Here is a 22,850-nt window from a genome sequence, read left to right on the forward strand (position 1 = left end):
GCTTCCCCGAATGGACGACCCAAAAGGTCCGCGAACCCCCTCGACGGCGCGTCGAGAAGTCCTCGAAGGCGAGTGGACCGGCCGCACCGGAATCAATTACCGCGGAATGACCGGCCCGTGCGAATCTCGAATTCCCTGCTCCCGTATCAGGAGGTCGACATGATTTCCGTCGCGGCCGTACTCGCCGATTCCGCCGTACGCCGCCCCGACCACCCCGCCCTCGTGTTCGGGACCGAGGAGGTGACGTACCGCCGGCTCTGGGAGCGGGCCCGGCGCTACGCCGCGGTGCTCGGGCGGTTCGGCATCGGCCCGGGCGACCGCGTGGCCCTGCTGCTCACCAACACCCCCGAGTTCCCGGCCGCCTACTTCGGGGTGCTGGCCCTCGGCGCCATCGCCGTGCCCGTGCACGCGCTGCTGCGCGCCGGCGAGATCGAGTACGTGCTGCGCGACTCCGGTGCGCGGGCGCTGATCTGCGACGCGCCGCTGCTGGACCAGGGCGGCAAGGCGGCGGCCGCCGCCGACGTGCGGGTCCTGGCGATCGGGCTGGAGCAGCGCGGGGACTCCGTCCGCCTGGACGTCCTGGCCGACCACGCCGACCCGGTGGAGCGGGCCGAGCCCCGGGAGCCCGGGGACCTCGCCCTCGTCCTGTACACCTCCGGCACCACCGGACGGCCCAAGGGCGCGATGCTCACCCACCTGAACGTGGTGATGAACGTGGTCACGACCATGGTCTCGCCGTTCGAGTTCCGCGAGCACGACGTACTGCTCGGCTGCCTGCCGCTGTTCCACACCTTCGGCCAGATCTGCGGGATGCTCACCTGCTTCCGGGCCGGGGCGACCCTGGTGCTGATGGCCCGGTTCGACGGGCCCAGGGCCCTGGAGCTGATGACGGTGCACGGCTGCACGGTGTTCATGGGCGTGCCGACGATGTACCTCGCCCTGCTCGACGCCGCCCGGGACAGCGCCGACCGCCCCCCGCTGCAGCGCGCCTACTCGGGCGGCTCGGCGCTGCCGGTGAGCGTGCTGGAGTCCTTCGAGGCCGAGTTCGGCTGCCCGATCTTCGAGGGCTACGGCCTCACCGAGACCTCCCCGGTGGTCGCCTACCGCCAGCGCCGCCGCCCCGGCGGCCCCGGCACCGTCGGCCACCCGATCTGGGGCGTGGAGGTGGAGATCGCCCGGGCCGAGGTGGAGGGCCGGATCGAGCTGCTGCCGGCCGGGGAGGTCGGCGAGATCGTCGTGCGCGGCCACAACGTGATGGCCGGCTACCTCAACCGGCCGGAGGCCACCGGGGAGGTACTGGTGGACGGCTGGTTCCGCTCCGGGGACCTCGGGCGCAAGGACGCCGAGGGGACGCTGAGCGTCGTCGACCGCAAGAAGGACATGGTGCTGCGCGGTGGGTACAACGTGTACCCGCGCGAGGTGGAGGAGGTGCTGATCCGCCACCCGTCGATCGCCCAGGTCGCCGTCATCGGCGTGCCGCACCGGATGCACGGCGAGGAGGTGTGCGCCGTGGTGGTGCCGGTGGCGGGCGAGGAGCCGGGGCCGGACCTCGGCGCCCGGCTGGTCGCCTGGGGGCGGGAGCGGCTGGCCGCGTACAAGTACCCGCGGCTGGTGGAGTTCGTCGAGGAGCTGCCGCTCGGGGCGAGCGGCAAGGTGCTCAAGCGCGAACTGGTGGCGCGCTACAGCCGGTAGCGGGCTTCACGGCGGCAGCGGCTTCACGGCGGCGGCGCGCCTTCGAGTCGAGGAGTCCTCCACCGCGCCTGCGCACCCTCGGGCGGTACCACGTCGAATCCCGCCGCCCGGAGGCACCCGTATGAGCAACGACGCCGTCACCCCGTTCCGCATCGAGATCCCCGACGAGGCGCTGGCCGACCTGCGCCGGCGCCTCGACGGGGCGCGCTGGCCCGACGCCGAGGCCGTCCCCGACTGGTCGCAGGGCGTCCCGCTCTCGTACGTACGGGAGTTGAGCGAGCACTGGGCGCACGCCTACGACTGGCGCGCCGTCGAGAAGCGGCTCAACGACCTGCCGCAGTTCCGCACCGAGATCGACGGCCTCGGCGTGCACTTCCTGCACGTGCGCTCCCCGCACCCGGACGCGCTGCCGCTGCTGATCACCCACGGATGGCCCGGCAGCGTCGCCGAGTTCACCGACCTGGTCAAGCCGCTCACCGAGCCGGAGGACCCGGCCCACGCCTTCCACCTGGTGATCCCCTCGCTGCCCGGCTACGGCTTCAGCGACCGTCCCTCGGGCCCGGGTTGGGGCGTGGAGCGGATCGCGGACGCCTGGTCCGAGCTGATGCGCCGCCTCGGCTACGAGCGCTACGCGGCGCACGGCGGCGACTGGGGCGCCTTCGTGACCGCCCAGCTGGGCCACTCCGACGCCGCCCGGCTGGCCGGCATCCACGTCACGATGGCCTTCGCCGCCCCGCCGGAGGGCCAGGTCGAGCTCGACGCCCGGGACTACGCGGGCCTGGCCGCCCTCAAGACCTTCCAGGCCCAGGAGAGCGGCTACTCCACCATCCAGGCCACCCGCCCGCAGACCCTCGGCTACGGCCTCGCGGACTCCCCCGTCGGCCAACTCGCCTGGATCGCCGAGAAGTTCTGGTCCTGGACCGACCACGACGGGGACCTCGAACAGGCCGTCCCGCGCGAGCGCCTGCTGGACACCGCCAGCCTGTACTGGCTGACCAACACCGGCACCTCCTCGGCCCGGCTGTACTGGGAGAGCCACCACAAGGTGCCGATGCACCGGGTCGAGGTGCCCACCGGCGTCACCGTCTTCCCCAAGGACGTCCGGATGCCCCGTCCGTGGATCGAGGGCCGCTTCACCGACCTGCGCCACTGGCGGGACGCGGAGCACGGCGGGCACTTCCCCGCGATCGAGTGCCCGGACGTCCTGGTCGACGAACTCCGGTCGTTCTTCGGCCCGTTGAGGTGACCAGCACTCCATTCGAGCAGCCCGAACCCCGGTTCGAGAGCGCGTCCATCCCGGCTCCAGCCGCCGGGGTGAAGCTGAGTGACGAGACGACCCAGAAGGGAAGGCCCATGACCGAGTCCGCCAACGAACTCCCGGAGTTCCCCTGGCACCGCGGCTGCCCGATGGCACCGCCGAAGCAGTACGCGGAGATCCGAGCAACCGAACCGATCAAGAAGGTTCGGCTCGCCACCGGGCGGACCGCCTGGGTGGTCACCCGGTACGAGGACGTCAAGGCCCTGCTGACCGACGCCCGCGCGAGCTCCGACCGCGCGCACGAGGGCTTCCCGTACTACATCGACGTCCCCCAGCAGTTCCGCACCGAGGGCTCGTTCATCGGCTGGGACCCGCCGAAGCACACCCTGCACCGCCGGATGGCCGCCCTCTCGGGCGAGTTCACCAAGCAGCGGGTGCGCACCCTGCGCCCGCGCATGCAGGAGATCGTCGACGAGTGCATCGACAAGATGCTCGCCGCCGGCCCGCCGGTGGACCTGGTGCACATGCTCGCCCTGCGGGTCCCGATGACGATCGTCTGCGAGATCCTCGGCATCCCCTCCAAGGACCAGGACTACCTGCACTCCTGCACCGACATCCTCTTCGGCGGCAACAGCACCGCCGCCGAGCGGGCCGACGCCATCACCCGCGTCGGCGTCTACCTGGAGGAGCTCGTCGCCGGCAAGGAGGAGAACCCCGGCGACGACCTGATCAGCCGCATGATCGCCCGCTACCGCGAAGAGGGCATCTACGAGCGCCGGGAGATGTGCAACGTCACCCGCCTGCTGCTCAACGGCGGCCACGAGACCAGCGCCGCGATGATCGCGCTGAGCGTGATGTCCCTGCTGGAGCACCCCGACCAGCTGGAGGCGTACGTCTCGGACCCGAGCCTGCGCCCCAAGGCCATCGAGGAGCTGCTGCGCTACCTCTCCCCCGGCGACCTCGCCACCTCCCGGGTCGCCACCGCCGACATCGGCATCGGCGACGTGGTCATCCGCGAGGGCGAGGGCATGATCCTCCTCGGCATGTCCGCCAACCGCGACCCGGAGGCGTTCGACCGCCCCGACGAGCTGGACCTCAGCCGGGGCAACCGCCACCACCTGGCCCTCGGCCACGGCGTCCACCACTGCATCGGCGCGGAGATCGCCCGCGTCGAGCTGGACGTCGTGCTGAGCACGATCTTCCACCGCCTGCCGGGCCTGAAGCTCGCCAAGTCGTGGGAGGACCTCACCTACAAGGACGGCAACGTCATGTACGGCGTCTACGAGATGCCCGTCACCTGGTAGTCCTCCGGCATCGCTCCGGACAGTCCTTGTGCACGAACCGACGGCCGGTCCACCCCCTCCCGGTGGACCGGCCGTCGGCGTTCCCTCGTCCGCCCTGAGGCCCAACCGATCCGCAGGACGAACTTGCCCCTGGAGTCCCGCCGTTCGAGGAGTCGAGGCAGGACAGTATCAGAACACGTACACACATCGACCCTCTGATCAAAATCAAAGCTCACCCTTGACTCAGCCTTCGACAGACACCTAACGTCCTCTGTCATGAGTTCGAACCCTGATATGAACTGGACCTCTCACCCCCGCACCACGCTCGCCGTCGTGTGCCTGGCCGGCGGGCTGCTGCCGGCCTCCCTCACCGGGGCCTCCGTCGCCCTGCCGGAGATCGCCACCGACCTGGGCGCGGGCCTCGGGCCGCTCCAGTGGGTGGTCAACGGCTACAACCTGGCCTTCGCCAGCTTCATGCTCGCCTGCGGCGCCCTCGCCGACCTGGTCGGCCGCCGCCGGATGCTGGCCTTCGGCATGACCCTGTTCGGCCTCTGCTCCCTGGTCAGCGGCCTCAGCGGGAACATCTACCTCCTCGACGGCGCACGGCTGTTGGCCGGCCTGGCGGCCGCCGCCGTCCTGACCGCGGGCAGCGCCGTGCTCGCCTCCACCTTCTCCGGCCCCGCCCAGGCGAAGGCGTTCGGCGTCCTCGGCTCCTCCTTCGGCGTCGGCCTCGCCCTCGGCCCGTCCACCTCCGGCCTGCTGGTCTCGGCGGTCGGCTGGCGGTCCGTCTTCCTGGTGCACGCGGCGATCGCCCTGGCCCTGCTGCCCGCCCTGCCCAGGATCGCCGAGTCCCGCGACCCCGGCGCCCGGGGCGTCGACTGGGGCGGCACCGTCACCTTCACCAGCGCCCTCGCCCTGGTCACCCTCGCCATGGTCGAGGGCCCCCAGCAGGGCTGGAGCAGCGCCGTCACCCTGGGCCTGCTCGTCGGCTCCGCGCTGCTGCTGGCGCTCTTCGTGGTCGTCGAACTGCGCCAGGAGCGGCCCATGTTCGACCTCGCACTGTTCACCCGGGGCCGGTTCACCGCGATCTGCGTGGTGCCCGTCGCGCTCGCCTTCGGCTTCGTCTGCCTGCTGGTCTTCCTCCCCTCCTACCTGATGGGCGCGGGCCGCTTCGGCACCTCGGCGGCGGGCGGCGTGATGCTGCTGCTCACCGCCCCCGTCCTGGTGTTCCCCATGGTCGCCGGGCACCTCGCCCGCACCGTCCCCGTCCGCACCCTGCTCGCCGGCAGCCTGCTGCTGGTCGGCGGCGGCGCCGCCTGGCTGACCACCGTCCACCCGGGCATCGGCGTGGCCGGGCTCGTCGGCCCGTTCCTGGTGATCGGCACCGGCGTCGGCATCTCCTTCGGCCTGCTGGACGGCGCGGCGATCGGCTCCGTCCCGCCGGAGCGCGCGGGCATGGCGGCGGGCATGTTCAACACCATGCGCCTGGCGGGCGAGGCCGTCGCGATCGCCGGAATGGGGTCCGTCCTGGTCAGCCTGGTCGGCTCCAAGGTCTCCGACGGCCTGGCCGCGTACGGCAGCGCGTACACCGGCGATCCGGACGGCCTGGCCGCCAAGGTCGCCCAGGGCAACCTGGCCGAGCCGGAGTCGGGCGTCGCCGAGGCCGGCCGGGAGGCGTTCCACACCTTCCTCGCCGACGGGTACACGGACGCGCTGCGCACCGTGCTCTGGGTCCTCGCGGCGGTGGCCGTGCTCACCGCGCCGCTGATCGCACTGATGCTGCGCGACCGCGAGCCGGCGGCGGCGCCCATCGAGGCATCCGCAACCGAGCCCGTGCCCGAAGCCGAGCCGGCGCCCGTGCCCGTCGGCATCGAGCACTGACACGCCGCCCGCGCGCCTGGCCGCACATCAGCCCACTGATGTACGTTAAGGCTCGAACATTCCGACTCGGGGGCCGGGGAGGCGATCACCTTGACCGAACACAGCACCGACCAGCCCGACTTCCACGACCGCCTGGGCCACGCCATCAAGCGGGCCGAGCAAGCGCTGATCGCCGAGAAGTCCCGCGCGCTGCGCACCGTGGACCTCACCGTCCCGCAGTACGTCGCCCTGCTCGTCCTGCAGCAGTCCTCCGGAATGTCCGGGGCGCAGCTCGCCCGCGAGTGCATGGTCACGCCGCAGACCATGACGACGATCCTGACCAACCTGGAGAACAAGGGCCTCATCAGCCGCGAGACCTCCAGCCTGCACCAGAAGGTGCTGGTCACCAGGCTCACCCGCTCCGGCCGGGCACTGGCCCGGAAGGCCGACACCCTGGCCCGGGGCGTGGAGCAGCGGCTGGCCGACGCCCTCTCGACGGCCGAGCAGGCGCAGCTGCGGAGCCTGCTGGAGCGCTCGGCGGAGGCGCTGCGCCGTACCGACTGACCAAGAACCGTTCCTCGAAGGACCAGCGATGACCGACACCCCCGCCCCGCCCGCCACCGGCTCCGGCTCCGGCTCCGCCACCGGCTCCGGCTCCGGCTCCGCCACCGGCTCCGGCTCCGTCCTGGTCCTGGTGGACCTCCAGCAGTGGATCGTGGACCGCCCGGTCGCCCCGCTGCCGGGCGAGGCGGTGGTCCGTTCCGCCGTCCGGCTCAAGGAGGCCTTCGCGGCCGCCGGCCGGCCGGTGGTCCTGGTCCGCCACGCTCGGCTGGACGGCAGCGACGGCGGCCCGGACTCGCACTTCAACCGGTTCGCCGCCGGGCTGGAGGCCGGGCCGGGCGACGGCGTGGTCACCAAGTACGCGATCGACGCCTTCGCCGGCACGGACCTCGCCGAGCGCCTGGAGCGCCTGGGCGCCCAGGATGTGGTGGTGGCGGGCATCGCCACCGAGTGGGCGGTGGGCGAGACCGCCCGGACGGCCCGTCTGCTGGGCTACCCCGTCACCGTGGTGGAGGACGCCTGCGCCGCCTTGTCGGCCCCGGCGCACGCCGCCTCGCTGGCCTCGCTGCGGGAGCTCAGCGTCAGGATCGTCCCGGTCGGCGCGTTCGGTGGCGATGCGGTCGGTGGCAACGCGTTCGGTGGCGGCGCGGTCGGTGGCGGCGCGACAGATGTTGATTTTTAAACTAAGCTGACGGGCGAATCGGCCCCACCTCCCGCCCCACCTCCCTCAGGAGCGATCCCATGGCGCAGCTCGTCACCGACAACCCCGAGAAGTCCCGCTTCGAGATCCACGAGGACGGCGCCCTGGCCGGCTTCGCCGAGTACCACCGCTCCGGCGAGGAGATCGCCTTCATCCACACCGAGGTCGACCCCGCCTTCGAGGGCCGGGGCTTCGCGAGCCAGCTGGCCCGCACCGCGCTGGACGCCTCCCGCGAGCAGAACCTCGCCGTCCTCCCGTACTGCCCCTACATCCGCGCCTGGATCAAGAAGCACCCGGAGTACACCGACCTGGTGCCCACCAGCCACCGCGCCCGCTTCGGCCTCTGATCCGCCCCGGGGCACCCGTCGGCAACACGCGCCGCCGCATCGTGACAGCACTTATATAACCCCTGTTACGATGCGGCCATGGCCGACGAACCCCCTCCCACAGCCGACCCCACCCACGAGAGCCTCTGGCGCCCCCTGCGCCTCCTCCAGGCATCGATGCACGCCGACATCGGCCGCCTCTACGCCGAGGCCCGCACCGGCGAGACCGCCGGCCTCAAGGCCAGCTGGGTCATGGAGCTGCTGCGCCTGCACGCCGCCGGGCCGATGACCATCACCGAGCTGGCCGAGTCCGTCGGCCGCACCCACTCCGCGCTCAGCCAGAAGGTCGCCGCCATGCGCGCCGCCGGCTGGGTGCGGACGATCCCCGGGGACGACGCCCGCAGCAAGAAGGTCACGCTCACCGACCGCGCCGGCGCCGTCGTCGGCCGCCTCGCCGCCGAGTGGCGGGCCACCGAGGCCGCCCTCGCCGAGCTCGAGGCCGAGATCCCGTACCCGCTCAGCCGGGTCGTCGCCGACATCGAGCAGGCGCTGGCCCGCCGCAGCTTCCACGACCGGATCGCCGAGAAGCTCGCCGAGGACCCGTCATGGGACTGAGCCGCAGCCTCCTCGACCTCTCCCCCTTACGGGTCTCGCCCGCGTTCCGCCGCCTCTGGGCCGGGCAGGCGCTCTCCGGCCTCGGCACCCGGATGACCACCGTCGCCGTGATGGTCCAGGTGTGGGAGTCCACCCGCAGCACGGTGTGGACGGGCGCGGTGGGCCTGGCGGGCGCCCTGCCGATCGTCCTGCTCGGGCTGTTCGCCGGCTCCCTCGTCGACCGGGTGGACCGGCGCCGGTTCTTCCTCCTCACCACCTCCGGCCAGGCGCTCTGCTCGCTGCTGCTCGCGGGCCAGGCCCTCTTCGGCCGCCTGCCGGTCGCCGGGGTGCTGGCGCTGGTCGCCGCGCAGTCCTGCTTCGTCGCCGGCGGCGGCCCCGCCGCCCGCACCTTCCTCCCCCGTCTGCTGCCCGCCGACCGGCTCGCCGCCGGGCTGGCCCTCCAGGGCTTCTCGTTCCAGGTCTCGATGCTCGCCGGCCCCGCGCTCGGCGGGCTGATCGCCGGCCGCTACGGCGTCGACGCCTGCTACCTGCTGGACGCCCTCACCTTCTCCGCCGCCCTCTACGGCGCCTTCGGCCTGCCCGCCATGCCGAGCGGCGAGGCGGCGGCGCGCCCGGGCCTGCGGGGTGTCGCGGACGGCCTGGCCTTCCTCCTGCGCACCCCCGTGGTGCGCGGCGCCCTGATCACCGACCTCGCCGTGACCGTGCTCTCCATGCCGATCAGCCTCTTCCCGCTGATCAACGCCGAGCGCTTCGGCGACGACCCGGAAACCCTCGGCCTGTTCCTCAGCGCCCTGGCGGTCGGCGGCCTGGTCGCCTCCCTCTTCTCCGGCGCCTTCACCCGCCTCCCCCGCCCCGGCGTGGTGATGCTCACCGCCGCCGGCGCCTGGGGCACGGCCCTCGCCCTCGCGGGCCTGGCCCCCGGCCGCTGGCCCGTCCTCGGCTTCCTCGCCCTGGCCGGCGCCGCCGACACCATCGCCGTAGTCTCCCGCGGCACCATCGTCCAACTCCACACCCCCACCGAGCTCCTGGGCCGCGTCAGCGCCGCCGAACAGATCGTCGGCCAGGCCGGCCCCGACCTCGGCAACCTCCGCGGCGGCCTCGTCGCCGACGCCACCTCCGGCGCCACCGCCCTCGTCAGCGGCGGCCTCCTCTGCCTCGCCGCCGTCACCCTCACCGCCGCCACCACCCCGGCCCTGCGGCCCGCCGCTCAGCCCCTGCGCCCGGCCCGGGAGTAGCGGCCCGGTGTGACGCCGAGGACGCGCTTGAAGTGCCGGGTCAGGTGCGACTGGTCGTAGAACCCGGCCTCGGCCGCGACCTCCCCCGCCGGCCGTCCGTCCAGCAGCAGCCCGCGCGCGAGGTCCACCCGCCGCGCCATCACGTACCGGTGCGGCGCGATCCCGTACGCGGCGCTGAACACCCGTACCAGGTGGGCGGGGTGGGCGTGCAGCAGCCCGGACGCCTCCTCCAGGGTGAAGGCCCCCGGCAGCCGCGCGTCCAGCAGGTCCCGCAGGTCCGCGGCGAGACCGCGCCCGGCGGGGCCCGCCTCCCGCACCAGCCCGGGCCGCAGGCGTTCGCGCAGACGCTCGCCGACGAAGGCCAGCCGGCTCTCCGCCTCCAGCTCGTCCCCCGGCTCGGCCAGCGCGGTGTGCAGCTGCCCGACCCTGCGGCGCAGCAGGGGGTCGGCGAAGTCCGGGCCGTCCACCGCCGCGCCGATGAAGCGCGCGTCCAGCTGCGTCATGTCGAGGTAGACGACCCGTTTGCGGAAGCCCTGCGCGGTCGCGGGCGAGCCGTTGTGCGGCACCTGCGGCGGCAGCAGGCTGACCGTCCCGCCCGGGGTGCCGCGCTCGTGGCGGTCCAGGTCGTAGCGCACCGCGCCGTCGTCGACGATCAGCACCGTCCACGCGTCGTGGACGTGCATCGGGTACCGGTGCTCGGTGAAGCGGGCGTGGAGCACCTCGACGACGCCCGGGACGGCCGGGCGCCAGGCGGAGACCTCCTGACGCGGCACCATGCGAAGAACGTACAAGACCGCGCCACCGGCCGTGCCGCAGTCTCACCCCATGAGCACTGTGAGCACTATGGGCGCCGTGAGCGCCGTGGCCGCCGTGGGCACCCCGCCTCGTATCGACACCAAGATCGCCGTCCTGCTGCGCGAGGACCTCGCCCCCTGGCAGCGGCTCAACGTCACGGCCTTCCTGGTCAGCGGCCTGGGCACCGCCCTGCCCGAACTGATCGGCGAGCCCTACCTCGACGCCGACGACACCGCCTACCACCCGATGTTCCGCCAGCCCGTCCTCGTCTTCGAGGGCACCGCCGAGATCCTCGCCGCCGCCCACCAGCGGGCCCTGACCCGCTCCCTGCGCACCGCCGTCTTCACGGCCGACCTCTTCACCACCGGCAACGACCGCGACAACCGCGCCGCCGTCCGCGCCGTCCCCACCGACGCCCTCGACCTCGTCGGCCTCGCCCTCCACGGCCCCCGCAACGCCGTCGACAAGACCCTCAAGGGCGCCCGCATGCACCCCTGAGGCCCCCGGGACACGTCACTGTCCGGATCCGCCACCCCCGTAATGGGCGATTTGAAAAGTTCTTCACATTCATAGATGCTGCCTGCTGCCGGTCTCCGGCGTCCACGAGGAGCACCACCGCACCACAGCAGGAGATCAGATGAGCGACACCCTTCCCCCGTGCCCGCAGTGCCAGGGCGAGTACACCTACGAGATGAACGCCCTGATGGTCTGCCCGTCCTGCGGGCACGAGTGGGCGCCCGTCGAGGGCGACTCCGCGGCCGGTGCGGGCGGTGCGGGCGGTGCGGGCGAGAAGGTCGTCAAGGACGCGGTCGGCAACGTGCTGAACGACGGCGACAGCGTGACCGTGATCAAGGCGCTCAAGGTCAAGGGCAGCACCTCGGGCATCAAGGCGGGCACCAAGGTGCGCAACATCCGCCTGATCGACGGCGTCGACGGCCACGACATCGACTGCCGCATCGAGGGCTTCGGCGCCATGCAGCTCAAGTCGAGCGTGGTGAAGAAGGCTTGATCGCCTGAGCACGTTCACGGCCTCGCGGCCGGGCCCGGATCGATCTCCGGGCCCGGCCGCGAGGCGTTTCAGGGCCAGGCCGCCGGCGGCGGCCGCGACCTTCGGGCTGACCATCGGCACGGAGGTCGCCGGGGCGGCGGCCGAGGAGGTTCCGGCGGTCGGGTCGCCGGCGGTGGTCGCGGTCAGCACCGAGGTGGTGCTGAACGGGCCCACCTGGAGGCCCGCCAGGGTGGAGGTGCCGCCCGAGGGGCACGCCACCCTCCCCGCCCGCCTCGCCCGCACCCCCTCCCCCTACGGCACCGGCGAGGCCTCCGCCGCCGTCGTCACGGCCCTGCGCACCCGCTACCTGGCCGAATCCCTCGCCCTCGCGTAGACATCTCCTTGGTCGAACTGCCGGGTGTTCCCCCGGTGTTCAACCTCCCGCTCCTGTCCGCTCCCCGACCAGGCCCTACCTTCCGTGATGGACTGCGAGAAGGGGCCATGAGCGATACACAACCAGCCGTACGGGCACGTGGATTGACGAAGTGCTTCGGCGACGTCATCGCACTCGACGAGATCGAACTCACCCTCGCGCCCGGCCGGATCCACGGACTGGCCGGGCCGAACGGTGCCGGGAAGACGACCCTGCTCGGGCTGCTGCTCGGGCTGGCCGTCGCCGACCGGGGCGAGCTGGAGGTCATGGGCAGACCGGTCGGCCGGGGCTCGGAGGCCCCGGACGGCGTCGCCGGGTTCGTGGACGGCCCCGGGCTCTACCCCTCGCTGACCGCCCGCCGTAACCTCGCCGCCCTCGCGGCGCTGCGCGGGCAGGACGGCGCCGGCCGCCGCATCGACGAGGCGCTCGCCGAGGTCGGCCTCACCGACGTCGCCGACGACCGCGTCCGCGGCTTCTCCCTCGGCATGCGCCAGCGCCTCGGCCTGGCCGCCGCCCTGCTCACCGACCCCCGGCTGCTCATCCTCGACGAGCCGTCCAACGGCCTGGACCCGGCGGGCAAGCGCCATGTGCACTCCGCGCTCCAGCGCCTCGCCGCCGACGGCGTGACCGTCGTCCTGTCCAGCCACCGCATGGACGACCTCGAAGCCCTCTGCGACGAGGTCACCATCCTCGCCACCGGCCGGGTCCGCTTCTCCGGCCCGCTCGGCGAGCTCGCCACCGACAGCCGGCGCCTCGCCCACCGCCTGCTCACCTCCGACCCGGCCGCCGCCCGCCGGGTGGCCACCGGGACGGCCGGGGTCACCGTCCTCGAGGAGTCGGGGGCCTGGCGCGGCACGGAGGCCCTGGTGGTGCGCGCCACCGCGCCCTCCGTCGAGGAACTGGTGCGGGCCCTGGTGCGCGCGGACGTCCGGGTGCGCGAGGTCGCGCCCGTCACCTCCCCGCTGGAGGCCGCCTACCTCGCCCTGACCGACCAGCAGCAGCAGGAGGGCGGGCGATGACCGCCACCGCGAACACCGCCGTGGGCACCGTCCCCACCGCCCGGCCGCAGCGCGTCCCCACCCCCCGGGTGTACCGCTTCGAACTGGTCAAGCTCGTCTCCCAGTGGCGCGTGCGCCTGCTGATGCTCGCCTGCTGGACGGCCCCCGGCCTGTTCACCGCCGCCGTCGCCCAGCAGGACGTCCTGCCCTCCGACACCCTGTTCGGCCGCTGGATGCACACCTCCGGCTGGGCCGGCCCGCTGGTCGTCCTCGGGTTCGCGGGCTCCTGGGCCCTGCCCCTGCTGACCTCCGTGGTCGCGGGCGACGTGTTCGCCGCCGAGGACCGTCTCGGCACCTGGCGGCACCTGCTGGTGACGGTCCGTTCGCCGCGCCGGATCTTCGTGGCGAAGGCCCTGGCCAGCGCCACCGTGCTCGTCCTGCTGGTCGTGGGCCTGGCGCTCTCCGGCATCGCCGGGGGCCTGGCGGCCGTCGGCGACCAGCCGCTGGTCGGCGTGGACGGCCACCTGCTCGCCTCCTCCGACGCCGCGAGCGCCGTGCTCCTCTCCTGGGCCTGCGCGCTGGCGCCGACCCTGGCCCTGGCGGCGCTGGGCCTGCTCGGCTCCGTCCTCCTCGGGCGCTCCCCGATGGGCCTGCTCGTCCCCGCCCTGTCGGCGGTGGCGATGCAGCTCGCGCAGATGCTGCCGCTGCCCGTCCCGCTGCGGCTCGCCCTGCCCGGGTACGCCTTCGTCTCCTGGAACGGCCTGTTCGCCGATCCGGCCAGGCTGGACGAGCTGCTGATCTCCGTCGCCGTGAGCCTGGTGTGGACCGCGGTGGCGACCGCCGCCGCCTACCTGATCTTCCTGCGCCGGGACTTCACCAACGGCGCCGAGGACGGCGTCGGCCGGCGCACCCTCACCCTCGGCGTCCTGCCGCTGGCCGGCCTGCTGGCCCTGACCACCGCCACCGTCGCCGTCGCCGCGCCCCTGGAGGACGGCGGCAGCGACGGCGTCACCCAGGCCAAGGTCCAGCGCAACGTCTCCACCGTCTTCGCCCACCTCTACCGCCTCCAGACCGAGCAGCTGCACCGCCCGGCCGTCACCGAGGCGGACCTCCAGGTCTCCACCGCCTGCGACCGCGGCGACGGCCAGGTCGAGCCCGAGGGCCCCGGCAACGACTGGCGCTGCACCGTCACCTGGCACCTGCCCGGCGCCCCCGCGCCCGGCACGGCCGTCTACCAGCTCAACATCACCTCCGACGGCCGGGTGATGGCCGACGGCGACGGCCCCAAGGAAGTGAACGGCTACTTCCTGGTCCACACCCCGACCGGCGACGCCCCCAACCCGCTGTGGCAGTTCGACGCCCAGATCGAGCTGCTCGCTTCTTGAACGTGCTCCCCGCACCACCCCACTTCCCCCTCCACCAGAAGGAATGACGCCATGCAGGTCACACGTCGTCGTGTCCAGAAGGAGTCCCACGCCATCCTCGGGCGGCGGATCGGCCGCCGTGCCACGCTCGCCACCGCGTGCATCACCGCGGTGTGCGTCGCGACGGGCACCGCCTTCGCCGCCACCGGCCAGTTCGGCACCGACCAGGTCGGCCAGGTCTACGAGAACGGTCTGCTCGTCTCCGGCGACCAGTACATCGCCCCCTACGGCGACCGGCTGGTCATCAACTCGGGCAAGATCATGGCCTCCCGGGTCAGCCCGGACGGCACCCACCTCGCCGCCTCCGTCGCCGACGGCGACGCGACGCTGGTGATCGTGGACCTCAAGACCAACAAGGTGCAGCAGCGCGCCGGCACCAACAAGGCCGACGAGCTGCGCATCAAGAACAAGTCCGTCGGTCAGGCCGCCCCCGTCTACTCCCCCGACGGCAAGCAGCTGTGGCTCGGCCAGCTCGACGGCTACACCCGCTTCACCGTCAACGCGGACGGCAGCCTCGCCGACCCCGTGGAGGTGAAGATCGCGGCCGACGGCGCCAAGCACGCCCTGGCCTCCGGAGCGGTCTTCTCCGCCGACGGCAAGACGGTGTACGCGGCGGTCAACGGCCAGAACCGCGTGGTCGCCATCGACGCCGCCACCGGCGAGATCAAGCGCAGCTGGGCCGTGGGCAACGCCCCGCGCGAGCTCGCCCAGGTCGGCAACAAGCTCTACGTGGGCAACGAGGGCGGCCGCACCCCCGAGGCCGGCGACGACACCCTCAACTCCTACGGCACCCAGGTCCCCGCCGACCTCGACACCGGCGCCGCCGTCAGCGGCACCGTCAGCGTGATCGAGCTGGAGGACCAGGACGCCCCCGTCGAGTCCATCGACGTCGGCCTGCACCCGACCGCCCTGTACGGCAAGAACGGCGTCCTGTTCGTCGCGGACACCGGCTCCGACCAGGTGTCGGTCATCGACTCCAAGCACGACAAGGTCGTCCAGCGCATCTCCACCAAGCCGTGGCCCGAGGCGTCCGTCGGCTACGAGCCCACCGCGATCACCCTCACCGACGACGGCCGGCTCCTCGTCACCCTCGGCCGCGCCAACGCGGTGGCCGTCTACCGCTTCAAGACCGCGCAGGAGCCCGTCAGTTACGTGGGCCTGCTGCCCACCGACTACTTCCCCGCCGAGATCGCCACCGTCGGCAACCGCGTCCTGGTCTCCAACACCCGCGGCATCGACGCCCGCCGGCCCAACTCCACCGGCGCGCACAACACCCACGACACCACCTCCAGCCTGACCTGGTTCACCCTGCCGAGCGACAAGGAGATCCGCTCGCAGACCGACAAGGTCTTCCGGCAGAACGGCTGGACCAACGGCTCGGTCAAGACCGCCAACGGCAACAGCAATGGCAACGGCAACGGCAATGGGCACAAGGCGAAGGCCGTCCCGGTGCCGGAGCGCATCGGCGACCCGTCGACGATCAAGCACGTCTTCCTGATCGTCAAGGAGAACCGCACCTTCGACCAGCTCTTCGGCGACCTCGGCAAGGGCAACGGCGACCCGAAGCTCGCCCAGTTCGGCGAGGCCGTCACCCCCAACCAGCACGCGCTGGCCCGGCAGTTCGGCGTCTACGACAACACGTACGACATCGGCACCAACTCCGCCGAGGGCCACAACTGGCTGATGCAGGCGGACAACCCGGAGTACACCGAGTCCTCCGCCGGCGAGTACGAGCGCAGCTACGACACCGAGGACGACGCCCTCGGCCACCAGCGCAGCGGCTTCCTCTGGACCGGCGTGCAGGCCACCGGCAAGGACGTGCGCGACTTCGGCGAGTTCCACAAGTCCGTCACCAAGCCCGCCGACGCGACCTGGCAGAACCTGTACTGCGACGCCAAGACCATGGACGCGACCGGGAAGCCCACCGCCTACCCGCTCAACTCCTCCTCGCCGATCCCCTCGCTCAACAGCGTCTCGGTGCCCGGCTACCCGCTGTTCGACCTCGACGTGCCGGACATGTACCGCTACCAGATCTGGAAGCAGGACTTCGAGCAGAACGGCCCCGCCGCGCTCAACATGCTCTGGCTCTCCAGCGACCACACCGGCGGCCCGTCCAGCCCCGCCGCCTCCGTGGCCGACAACGACCTGGCCACCGGCAAGATCATCGACGAGATCTCGCACAGCGAGTACTGGAAGGACTCCGCGATCTTCGTGGTCGAGGACGACTCCCAGGCGGGCCTCGACCACGTGGACGGCCACCGCGCGCCGATCCAGGTCGTCAGCCCCTGGGCGCAGCACGGCGCCGTGGACAGCCGCTACTACTCGCAGATCACGATGATCCGCACCATCGAGCAGATCCTCGGCGTCCACCCGATGAACCAGAAGGACAGCGCCGCCACCCCGATGGCCACGGCCTTCACCGACAAGCCGGACTTCACCCCGTTCAACGCCGTCCCCAACCGGACCTCGCTGACGGACGGCCTCAAGACCCAGCCCACCTGCGGCCCGGACGTCCCCGCCCCGGCTGCCGCCCCTGCCAACCGGGCCGCCGTCGCCCCGGCGCCGACCACCGTCGCCCCGCCGGCCGCCCAGCAGGGCGTCGCGGCCCAGTGGGACCAGTGGAAGAACAACCAGCACCTCACCGGCCCGAACGCCAAGCCGGACCGCGCCAACCCGGCCCAGCTGAACCACCTGACCTGGTACCAGACCCACAACTGGACCCAGCCCTACCCGGGCGAGTCCACCATCCTCGCCCCGAACGACGTCCCGGGCGCCTACATCCCGTCGGCGGAGAACGACGGCTGACCCGAACGGCAGTACCTCCAACGGTACTCCGATGGTCCAGTGACCTGACAACTACGGGAAGAACCAGCTCTGGAAGCCCATCATCTGACGATCCCGCACTGACGGAGGGGCTGTCCCGGCCAGGGACAGCCCCTCCTTCGTCGTGTGTCGCGCGCGACGGCCCGCCGGTGTCCTCCCACTCCTGGCGCCGGGCGGGTGCGGGGAGCAGCATCGGAGGGCCCTCCTCTGAAAGGTGGCTCCGGATGCCGCAGCCCAGCACCCGCTCCCAGACCGCCCGCGACCTACTCACCCTGGTCGGCGGCCCCGGCAACGTCACCTCCGTCGCCCACTGCATCAGCCGCCTGCGCCTCGGCATCGCCGACCCGGACCTCCTCGACACGCCGCGCATCGCCGATCACCCCGCCGTCCTGGGCGTGGTGGAGGACGACACCTTCCAGATCGTCCTCGGCCCGGCGGCCGTCGGCCCGGTGTCGGAGGCGTTCGAGCAACTCGTCCTGGAAGCCCGAGGCGCCCAGCTGAAGGAGGCCGACCGCCGCCGCAACGCCACCCCCGCCAAGCTCCTCCTGCGCCGGATCGCCGAGGTCTTCGTCCCCCTGATCCCCGCCCTGATCGCCTGCGGCGTCATCGCCGGCCTCGGCGGCCTCCTCAACTCCCTCTACCTGTCCACCCATTGGCAGCCACTCAGCGGCGTCGTCCCGATCACCACCGCCCTCTCCCAGGGCTTCATGTCCCTCATCGCCGTGTTCGCGGGCTACAACGCCGCCAAGGTGTTCGGCGGCACGGCCGTCCTGGGCGGCGCGGCGGCCGGGATCGTGGTGTACCCGGGCGTCACCAACGTCACCCACACCCTCTTCGGCCACCTCAAGCCCGGCCAGGGCGGCGTCCTCGGCGCCCTCGGCGCGGCAGTGCTGTGCGCGGCCGTCGAGCGCTGGGCACGACGCCACGTGCCCGAGGCCCTCCAGATGCTGCTGGTGCCCACCCTGGCCGTCGCCGTGTCCGGCCTGGCCGCCCTGATGGTGCTGATGCCCCTGGCCGGGGTCGTCGCGGACGGCATCGGCCACGGCGCCACCTGGCTGCTCACCCACGCGGGCGTCGGCGCCGGCATCGTCCTCGGCGGCACCTTCGCCTCCCTCGTCATGCTTGGCCTGCACCAAGCCCTCATCCCCATCCACGCCACCCTCATCGGCCAGCAGGGCTTCAGCGTGCTCTACCCCATCCTCGCCATGGCCGGCGGCGGCCAGGCCGGCGCCGCCGTGGCCGTCTACCTGCGCGCCCGCGACAACCCCTCCCTCCGCCGCGTGATCCGCTCCGCCCTCCCCACCTGCATCCTCGGCGTCGCCGAACCCGTGATCTACGGCGTCACCCTCCCCCTCGTCCGCCCCTTCATCACCGCCGGCATCGGCGCAGCCACCGGCGGCGCCCTGATCGGCCTCTGCGCCCAACTCGGCCTGACCACCGGCTCCACCGCCATCGGCCCCTCCGGCCTGGTCCTGCTCCCCCTCCTCAACGGCAGCCACGGCATCGGCTCAGCCGTCCTCGTCTACACCACCGGCTGGCTGGCCTCAGCCCTGTCCTCCTGCGCCCTCACCTACACCCTCGGCTTCACCCCGTCCACACTCGCCGACCTCAACTCGCCAGAGCGGAACCACGGGCCGTCGCAGACTTCTCTCTAACGTCAAGTCGCTCACCCAACAAGGCAATTACTTCTCCAACCTTCCCCCTGCGCCCCTTGCCCGGCTCATGACAGTCGGCGATCCTGGCTGCCACCCCTCCACGGCCCCCACAGCCCGGAGCGGCCTGAGAGACGCCTGCCCGTCCCCCACGAAGGAGCAAGCATGCGCACGTTCCTCATACGCGTCGCCACCCTCGCGGCAGCGGCCACCACCCTCGTGGCCCCCACCGCACCGACCGCTGCGGCGGCCGCGCAGGGGCTGTCGTTCCGCCCGCTGCAGTACAACACCAACGGCTACAACTGGGGCGGCTACGTCGCCACGGGCAGTGGCTTCACCTCGGTCTCGGCGACGTGGACCGAGCCGCGCGCGACCTGCAACTCCACCAACGACCTCTACGCCCCGTGGGTCGGCATCGACGGGTACGGCTCCTCCACCGTGGAACAGACCGGGGTGGCGACCGACTGCTCCAGCGGCAGCCCGGTGAACCAGGCGTGGTACGAGATGTACCCGGCGAACCCGGTCTACCTGAGCTCCAGCTCCTACCCGGTGTCCGTCGGCGACGTCATCACCGCATCGGTGACCTACGCGGGAAGCAGCCGGTACACCCTCAAGCTGACCGACTCCTCGCGCGGCTGGACCTTCACCACCACCAAGTCCCTCTCCGCGCAGCGGGTCAGCGGTGAGGTCATCATCGAGTCGCCGACCGGGTCCTACCCCAACTTCGGCACCCTGAGCTTCACCTCGGCCACCGTCAACGGCAAGTCCCTCGGCTCCTTCGGCCCCGTCGCCCTCGACCCCAGCGCCAACGGCACCTACGAGGCCCGCACCAGCGCACTCGGCTCCAGCGGCACCAGCTTCACCGAGACGTACCTGCACCAATAACCGCCTCCCCCCGCCGGGGCGGCCCCGCCGCCCCGGCACCCGGGCCCTGCCGGGCCCTGCCGGGCCCGAGAAGCCTCAAAGCTGTCGGCCCGTCGCCGTGGCGGTGGAGACGAGTTGCCCCGTAGCGGTGAGGGCGAGGCGTGAGAAGAGGGTGCCGGAGAACCCGAAGAGCAGGGCGATGGCGAGCGCGATGGGCTGCGCGGGCGCGTTCCAGGAGTTGTCGAGGAAGACGTGTCCGAGCAGGTTGAGTTCCGGGTCGGCGAGCATACGGACGAGGAGCAGGCCGCCGACCGCGGCGAGCGCTCCACCGACCGGCGCGAGGACCAGGACGCCCCAGGAGGTGGGACGTTGGGCACGCATCACGCCGATCAGCGGGGACAGGAAGCCTCCCAGGGCGCCGAGCATCATCGTCGGCTGATGGCCGAGTGTGGCGCCGATCAGGAGGACGGCGCCCAGGCCGGTCGTCGCGAGCCACAGGGCGGTGCGCTGCTGCTCGTACTCCCTCTCCGCCTCAACGTCCTCCCGGTCGTGGAGGTACTCGCTGGTGGCGCTCAGGAGTGCGGCGGCTTCGGGGCCCGTGACGGGCTGCGCGGCGAGCTCGGCGGCGAGTTCCGCGTCGCCCGGAACCCCGGAGGCGGCGAGCCGTAGTCGAATGAACCGGAGCTGCACGGCGCGCTCCTCGGGCGACTGGACCTGGAGAAGGCGGCGTTCGCAGCTGTGGAGGACGCGCCAGGCGGCGGCCAGTTTGGACAGCGGGATGGCCATGACCCACGAGGTGGGATGAAGCCGCCAGACGACCATGCTGGTGTGCTCCAGCTCGTCGAGCCGTGCGACCACCGCTTCGATGGCCGCGGCCCGGACGGTGTCCTCGGGGGCGGTGGCCGCAAGGACCGTCGCCTGTGCCCTGACGTCACCGACCCGGCCCTGGAACTGGCGGTAGCGCGGGGCGGCGATGAGTCCCCTGCTGGTGATGAAGACGATGGCCAGGTACGCGAGGCACACCAGTGCCAGCGCCCAGCGGTCGTTCCCTGTGATGCTCTGCCACATTCCGCGTCCCCCTCGGGAAATCCTTCGATTCCGCGACGAGAAGGCCGTCGGGATCGTGAGGGTCATCCCTGCTCTGCCTCGACCTGAATCCACTGGATGCTCATGTTCCTGCCGGCGAGTTCCGCGCGCAGGTGTGTTTCGGAGTCCGTCGTGCCGGTGAGCAGGACGGTGTAGCGCTTGGCCCCGGCGCGGTGCGCGAGGAAGGCGGTGGGGTCCGGGACGCGCCCCGGTTCGGGCAGGGGTGGGAGGTGGACGGGGTGCAGGAGGTGGAGGGCGTCCCGGTTCGCCCCTGGGCGGCAGCGAAGTTCAGGGATCTCGTGCTCGCCCGCACCGTACATCCGGATCACCGCCACTGCGGCCGGGTGGGCGGGGCCGACGGCCTGGCCGGCGCCTATGCGGCGGTAGAACTGGGCGGCGTAGGTGACAGCCGTCCGGTCGTCCACCTTTCCTGGGTAGCCGATCGCGCATCCGGTGACCTGGGCCAGGTCCTGGGCGATGGGGTCCGTGCCGCAGGCGTTGAGCACCACGAGTCGCACCTTCTTGCCGACGGCCGTCAGCAGGTCGGCGAGTCCTCGGGTGACCAGGGGCGCTTCGCCGCCGTCCGGGGTTGCGACCGCAGACAGCATCAGCACACCCGCCGGCTGTGGCCCGGTCACTCCTCGGGAGCCTGAACCGCTGGGGCGAGGACCGCCTGGAGAAGCTCGCCGAGCGCGGCTGCCCGGGTGGGGACTGTGGCCATCAGGGCCGCGAGTTCGGCCACCGCCCGGTTGCGCTCGGCCACGTCGGGTTCCCTTTCGCCGGCCGCAGCGCTCAGGACGTGTGCCGCTGTGTGACCGTCGGCCTGCGTGGCGGCGTGGACTGCTGCGATGGGGACGCCTGGCCCACTGCCGTCGTTGTCAGCGTCGGAACCGCTGGTCGCGGGGGTGTCGTCCAGGGCCTGGGCTGCCAGCCAGTGGACCGCGGCTGGCCAGGGAGCGTCGTACACACCGTCCTCGATGAGCGCGAGCCGGGCGAGCTCCGTCCCGTTCGCGGTCTCCAGGGCCGATTGGAGACGGACGTGCAGGGCCTGGCGGTTCTCCAGCAGGCCGTAGGCGGCGTCGATGCCGTCACTTCCGGCCATCGCCAGGATCGCCCGATGGACCGCGACCACCTGGCTCTCGCCCTCGGGGCCCTCGCCCATGGTGGCCAGCGCCGCGTCCGTGTCGGGGGCGAGAAGGTCGTCCTCGTGTTCGGCCAGGTACGCCGCGGAGGCCGCCCAGCCCCCGCCGTCAGCGCTCGTCCGGATCCAGGCGGTCAGGATCTCCGGGAGCACCAGCGGCCGGTACGCGGCATTCACCGGGATGCCGGACAGAAGCTGGTCCAGCAACTCAATGTGGAAGGCGGCGGGCCCGCCGAGCAACGACCATTCCCGCAGGGCCGTACGGGAGGCCGCGTCGAGCAGGGAAGGGTGAGTGGTGACGAAGTCTCGTGACTCGGCCCAGGTCCTGGTGATAGTCCAGTCGGCGGTCAGCTGGAGGGCTGTGTCCGTGACCTCCAGCCAGGACGGCGACTCGGAGGCAGCGCCACGGTCCGCGCACCGGCGTGTGACGATCTCATGCAATGCAGGATCGGATTCCACGGCCTCCCGCAGACGCTGGTGGATTCGGAAAACGGTCGAACCGTCGATGGGAGTGGCCGGGGTGAGGAGGCCGCACAGCGCTTCGATGCCGCCGACCATCTCGCCGTGCCTCAGGAGGAACAGGGCCCGATGGTAGGCGAGCTCGGCTGCGGCCTGCGACGGACCTGACCACTCGGCGATGATCTCCTCGAAGTGCTGAAGGGCTTCCTGGCACCGCCCCGCCTCCGACAGGTGGTTGGCGAGGTTGCTCAACGCGCTGGCCAGGTCGGGGAGGTAGGCGGCCGAATTGGCCTGCGCAAGCCCACGGTAGATGTCGGCAGCCTCCTCGGCCGGAGCCAGAGCCTCCTCACGCCGCCCCACCCCCGACAGCCGGATCGCGAGATTGTTCAACGCGCCGGCCAGGTCGGGGAGGTAGGCGGCCGAGTTGGCCTGCGCAAGCCCACGGTAGATGTCGGCAGCCTCCTCGGCCGGAGCCACAGCCTCCTCACGCCGCCCCACCCCCGACAGATGGTTGGCAACGTTACTCAACGCCGCGGCCAGGTCGGGGAGGTAGGCGGCGGAGTTGGTCTGCGCAAGCCCACGACGCAGCCGGACGGCTTCTTCGGCCGGAGCCACAGCCTCCTCACGCCGCCCCACCCCCGACAGATGGTTGGCAAG

The 22,850-nt window shown here is 72.3% G+C and carries 21 protein-coding genes; 17 read left to right on the forward strand and 4 right to left on the reverse strand.

What is annotated here, in order from left to right:
* Positions 1 to 159: 159 nt before the first annotated feature.
* From ACIBCA_RS10005 to ACIBCA_RS10045, 9 genes are all read left to right on the forward strand, one after another.
* Positions 160 to 1,692 carry a long-chain fatty acid--CoA ligase gene (locus ACIBCA_RS10005; RefSeq protein WP_396282357.1) on the forward strand — a complete coding sequence of 511 codons (1,533 nt, stop codon included), beginning with the start codon at positions 160 to 162 and terminating at the stop codon, positions 1,690 to 1,692.
* Positions 1,693 to 1,813: 121 nt separating this feature from the next.
* Positions 1,814 to 2,938 carry an epoxide hydrolase family protein gene (locus ACIBCA_RS10010; protein ID WP_396282358.1) on the forward strand — a complete coding sequence of 375 codons (1,125 nt, stop codon included), beginning with the start codon at positions 1,814 to 1,816 and terminating at the stop codon, positions 2,936 to 2,938.
* A gap of 107 nt (positions 2,939 to 3,045) precedes the next feature.
* Complete coding sequence (locus tag ACIBCA_RS10015; RefSeq protein WP_396282359.1) at positions 3,046 to 4,254, forward strand: cytochrome P450; 1,209 nt, start codon at positions 3,046 to 3,048, stop codon at positions 4,252 to 4,254.
* Between the two features lie 255 nt (positions 4,255 to 4,509).
* Positions 4,510 to 6,114 (forward strand): MFS transporter, encoded by a 1,605-nt coding sequence (locus ACIBCA_RS10020; RefSeq protein ID WP_396282360.1) that lies wholly within the window; start codon positions 4,510 to 4,512, stop codon positions 6,112 to 6,114.
* Positions 6,115 to 6,204: 90 nt separating this feature from the next.
* The gene (locus tag ACIBCA_RS10025; protein ID WP_396282361.1) at positions 6,205 to 6,657 is read left to right on the forward strand and encodes a MarR family winged helix-turn-helix transcriptional regulator; all 453 of its coding nucleotides are present in this window, start codon (positions 6,205 to 6,207) and stop codon (positions 6,655 to 6,657) included.
* Between the two features lie 28 nt (positions 6,658 to 6,685).
* Positions 6,686 to 7,336 carry a cysteine hydrolase family protein gene (locus tag ACIBCA_RS10030; RefSeq protein ID WP_396282362.1) on the forward strand — a complete coding sequence of 217 codons (651 nt, stop codon included), beginning with the start codon at positions 6,686 to 6,688 and terminating at the stop codon, positions 7,334 to 7,336.
* A gap of 59 nt (positions 7,337 to 7,395) precedes the next feature.
* Positions 7,396 to 7,701, forward strand: a complete 306-nt coding sequence (locus ACIBCA_RS10035; protein WP_396282363.1) for a GNAT family N-acetyltransferase — start codon at positions 7,396 to 7,398, stop codon at positions 7,699 to 7,701.
* 78 nt (positions 7,702 to 7,779) lie between these two features.
* Entirely contained in the window at positions 7,780 to 8,295 is a 516-nt protein-coding gene (locus ACIBCA_RS10040) for a MarR family winged helix-turn-helix transcriptional regulator (RefSeq protein ID WP_396282364.1), read from the forward strand.
* The gene (locus ACIBCA_RS10045; RefSeq protein ID WP_396282365.1) at positions 8,286 to 9,530 is read left to right on the forward strand and encodes an MFS transporter; all 1,245 of its coding nucleotides are present in this window, start codon (positions 8,286 to 8,288) and stop codon (positions 9,528 to 9,530) included. Before ACIBCA_RS10040 ends, ACIBCA_RS10045 begins: the two co-directional genes overlap by 10 nt.
* On the opposite strand, the gene ACIBCA_RS10050 is transcribed toward ACIBCA_RS10045, so the two are convergent.
* Complete coding sequence (locus ACIBCA_RS10050; protein WP_396282366.1) at positions 9,503 to 10,306, reverse strand: AraC family transcriptional regulator; 804 nt, start codon at positions 10,304 to 10,306, stop codon at positions 9,503 to 9,505. The two genes, ACIBCA_RS10045 and ACIBCA_RS10050, sit on opposite strands and share 28 nt — an antisense overlap.
* A 49-nt stretch (positions 10,307 to 10,355) precedes the next feature.
* On the opposite strand from ACIBCA_RS10050, the gene ACIBCA_RS10055 reads away from it, so the two are divergent.
* The 8 genes from ACIBCA_RS10055 (at position 10,356) to ACIBCA_RS10090 (ending at position 19,528) form a co-directional block, all read left to right on the forward strand.
* Entirely contained in the window at positions 10,356 to 10,823 is a 468-nt protein-coding gene (locus ACIBCA_RS10055) for a DUF2000 family protein (RefSeq protein WP_396282367.1), read from the forward strand.
* Between the two features lie 139 nt (positions 10,824 to 10,962).
* A complete protein-coding gene (locus ACIBCA_RS10060; RefSeq protein WP_396282368.1) occupies positions 10,963 to 11,334 on the forward strand; it encodes a zinc ribbon domain-containing protein YjdM in 372 nt (123 codons plus the stop codon).
* A 172-nt stretch (positions 11,335 to 11,506) separates the two neighbouring features.
* Positions 11,507 to 11,707 carry a hypothetical protein gene (locus ACIBCA_RS10065; protein ID WP_396282369.1) on the forward strand — a complete coding sequence of 67 codons (201 nt, stop codon included), beginning with the start codon at positions 11,507 to 11,509 and terminating at the stop codon, positions 11,705 to 11,707.
* Positions 11,708 to 11,814: 107 nt separating this feature from the next.
* Positions 11,815 to 12,765, forward strand: a complete 951-nt coding sequence (locus ACIBCA_RS10070) for an ABC transporter ATP-binding protein (RefSeq protein ID WP_396282370.1) — start codon at positions 11,815 to 11,817, stop codon at positions 12,763 to 12,765.
* Positions 12,762 to 14,129 (forward strand): ABC transporter permease, encoded by a 1,368-nt coding sequence (locus ACIBCA_RS10075; protein ID WP_396282371.1) that lies wholly within the window; start codon positions 12,762 to 12,764, stop codon positions 14,127 to 14,129. Before ACIBCA_RS10070 ends, ACIBCA_RS10075 begins: the two co-directional genes overlap by 4 nt.
* 51 nt (positions 14,130 to 14,180) lie before the next feature.
* Positions 14,181 to 16,973 (forward strand): alkaline phosphatase family protein, encoded by a 2,793-nt coding sequence (locus ACIBCA_RS10080; RefSeq protein ID WP_396282372.1) that lies wholly within the window; start codon positions 14,181 to 14,183, stop codon positions 16,971 to 16,973.
* A 242-nt stretch (positions 16,974 to 17,215) separates the two neighbouring features.
* Entirely contained in the window at positions 17,216 to 18,646 is a 1,431-nt protein-coding gene (locus tag ACIBCA_RS10085; protein WP_396282373.1) for a PTS transporter subunit EIIC, read from the forward strand.
* A gap of 162 nt (positions 18,647 to 18,808) precedes the next feature.
* On the forward strand, positions 18,809 to 19,528 hold the full coding sequence (locus ACIBCA_RS10090) for a G1 family glutamic endopeptidase (protein WP_396282374.1): 720 nt from the start codon (positions 18,809 to 18,811) through the stop codon (positions 19,526 to 19,528).
* 75 nt (positions 19,529 to 19,603) lie between these two features.
* Here the strand turns inward: ACIBCA_RS10090 and ACIBCA_RS10095 are convergent, their stop codons facing one another.
* From ACIBCA_RS10095 to ACIBCA_RS10105, 3 genes are all read right to left on the reverse strand, one after another.
* On the reverse strand, positions 19,604 to 20,575 hold the full coding sequence (locus ACIBCA_RS10095; RefSeq protein ID WP_396282375.1) for a hypothetical protein: 972 nt from the start codon (positions 20,573 to 20,575) through the stop codon (positions 19,604 to 19,606).
* A gap of 62 nt (positions 20,576 to 20,637) precedes the next feature.
* On the reverse strand, positions 20,638 to 21,201 hold the full coding sequence (locus tag ACIBCA_RS10100) for a hypothetical protein (RefSeq protein ID WP_396282376.1): 564 nt from the start codon (positions 21,199 to 21,201) through the stop codon (positions 20,638 to 20,640).
* A 26-nt stretch (positions 21,202 to 21,227) separates the two neighbouring features.
* On the reverse strand, positions 21,228 to 22,850 hold a 1,623-nt coding region (locus ACIBCA_RS10105), incomplete at its 5' end, for a tetratricopeptide repeat protein (RefSeq protein ID WP_396282377.1).

The sequence above is a fragment of the Kitasatospora sp. NPDC051170 genome, assembly GCF_044455705.1.
In the GTDB taxonomy this organism is placed as follows: Bacteria; Actinomycetota; Actinomycetes; order Streptomycetales; family Streptomycetaceae; genus Kitasatospora.

Bases quoted from the DNA above. Each gene is read 5' to 3' on its own strand.
- ACIBCA_RS10045 (WP_396282365.1), top strand. From the start codon at position 8,286: ATGGGACTGAGCCGCAGCCTCCTCGACCTCTCCCCCTTACGGGTCTCG.
- ACIBCA_RS10075 (WP_396282371.1), top strand. From the start codon at position 12,762: ATGACCGCCACCGCGAACACCGCCGTGGGCACCGTCCCCACCGCCCGG.
- ACIBCA_RS10080 (WP_396282372.1), top strand. From the start codon at position 14,181: ATGCAGGTCACACGTCGTCGTGTCCAGAAGGAGTCCCACGCCATCCTC.
- ACIBCA_RS10040 (WP_396282364.1), top strand. From the start codon at position 7,780: ATGGCCGACGAACCCCCTCCCACAGCCGACCCCACCCACGAGAGCCTC.
- ACIBCA_RS10060 (WP_396282368.1), top strand. From the start codon at position 10,963: ATGAGCGACACCCTTCCCCCGTGCCCGCAGTGCCAGGGCGAGTACACC.
- ACIBCA_RS10085 (WP_396282373.1), top strand. From the start codon at position 17,216: ATGCCGCAGCCCAGCACCCGCTCCCAGACCGCCCGCGACCTACTCACC.
- ACIBCA_RS10005 (WP_396282357.1), top strand. From the start codon at position 160: ATGATTTCCGTCGCGGCCGTACTCGCCGATTCCGCCGTACGCCGCCCC.
- ACIBCA_RS10035 (WP_396282363.1), top strand. From the start codon at position 7,396: ATGGCGCAGCTCGTCACCGACAACCCCGAGAAGTCCCGCTTCGAGATC.
- ACIBCA_RS10095 (WP_396282375.1), bottom strand. From the start codon at position 20,575: ATGTGGCAGAGCATCACAGGGAACGACCGCTGGGCGCTGGCACTGGTG.
- ACIBCA_RS10010 (WP_396282358.1), top strand. From the start codon at position 1,814: ATGAGCAACGACGCCGTCACCCCGTTCCGCATCGAGATCCCCGACGAG.
- ACIBCA_RS10030 (WP_396282362.1), top strand. From the start codon at position 6,686: ATGACCGACACCCCCGCCCCGCCCGCCACCGGCTCCGGCTCCGGCTCC.
- ACIBCA_RS10015 (WP_396282359.1), top strand. From the start codon at position 3,046: ATGACCGAGTCCGCCAACGAACTCCCGGAGTTCCCCTGGCACCGCGGC.
- ACIBCA_RS10050 (WP_396282366.1), bottom strand. From the start codon at position 10,306: ATGGTGCCGCGTCAGGAGGTCTCCGCCTGGCGCCCGGCCGTCCCGGGC.
- ACIBCA_RS10020 (WP_396282360.1), top strand. From the start codon at position 4,510: ATGAGTTCGAACCCTGATATGAACTGGACCTCTCACCCCCGCACCACG.
- ACIBCA_RS10090 (WP_396282374.1), top strand. From the start codon at position 18,809: ATGCGCACGTTCCTCATACGCGTCGCCACCCTCGCGGCAGCGGCCACC.
- ACIBCA_RS10055 (WP_396282367.1), top strand. From the start codon at position 10,356: ATGAGCACTGTGAGCACTATGGGCGCCGTGAGCGCCGTGGCCGCCGTG.
- ACIBCA_RS10100 (WP_396282376.1), bottom strand. From the start codon at position 21,201: ATGCTGTCTGCGGTCGCAACCCCGGACGGCGGCGAAGCGCCCCTGGTC.
- ACIBCA_RS10070 (WP_396282370.1), top strand. From the start codon at position 11,815: ATGAGCGATACACAACCAGCCGTACGGGCACGTGGATTGACGAAGTGC.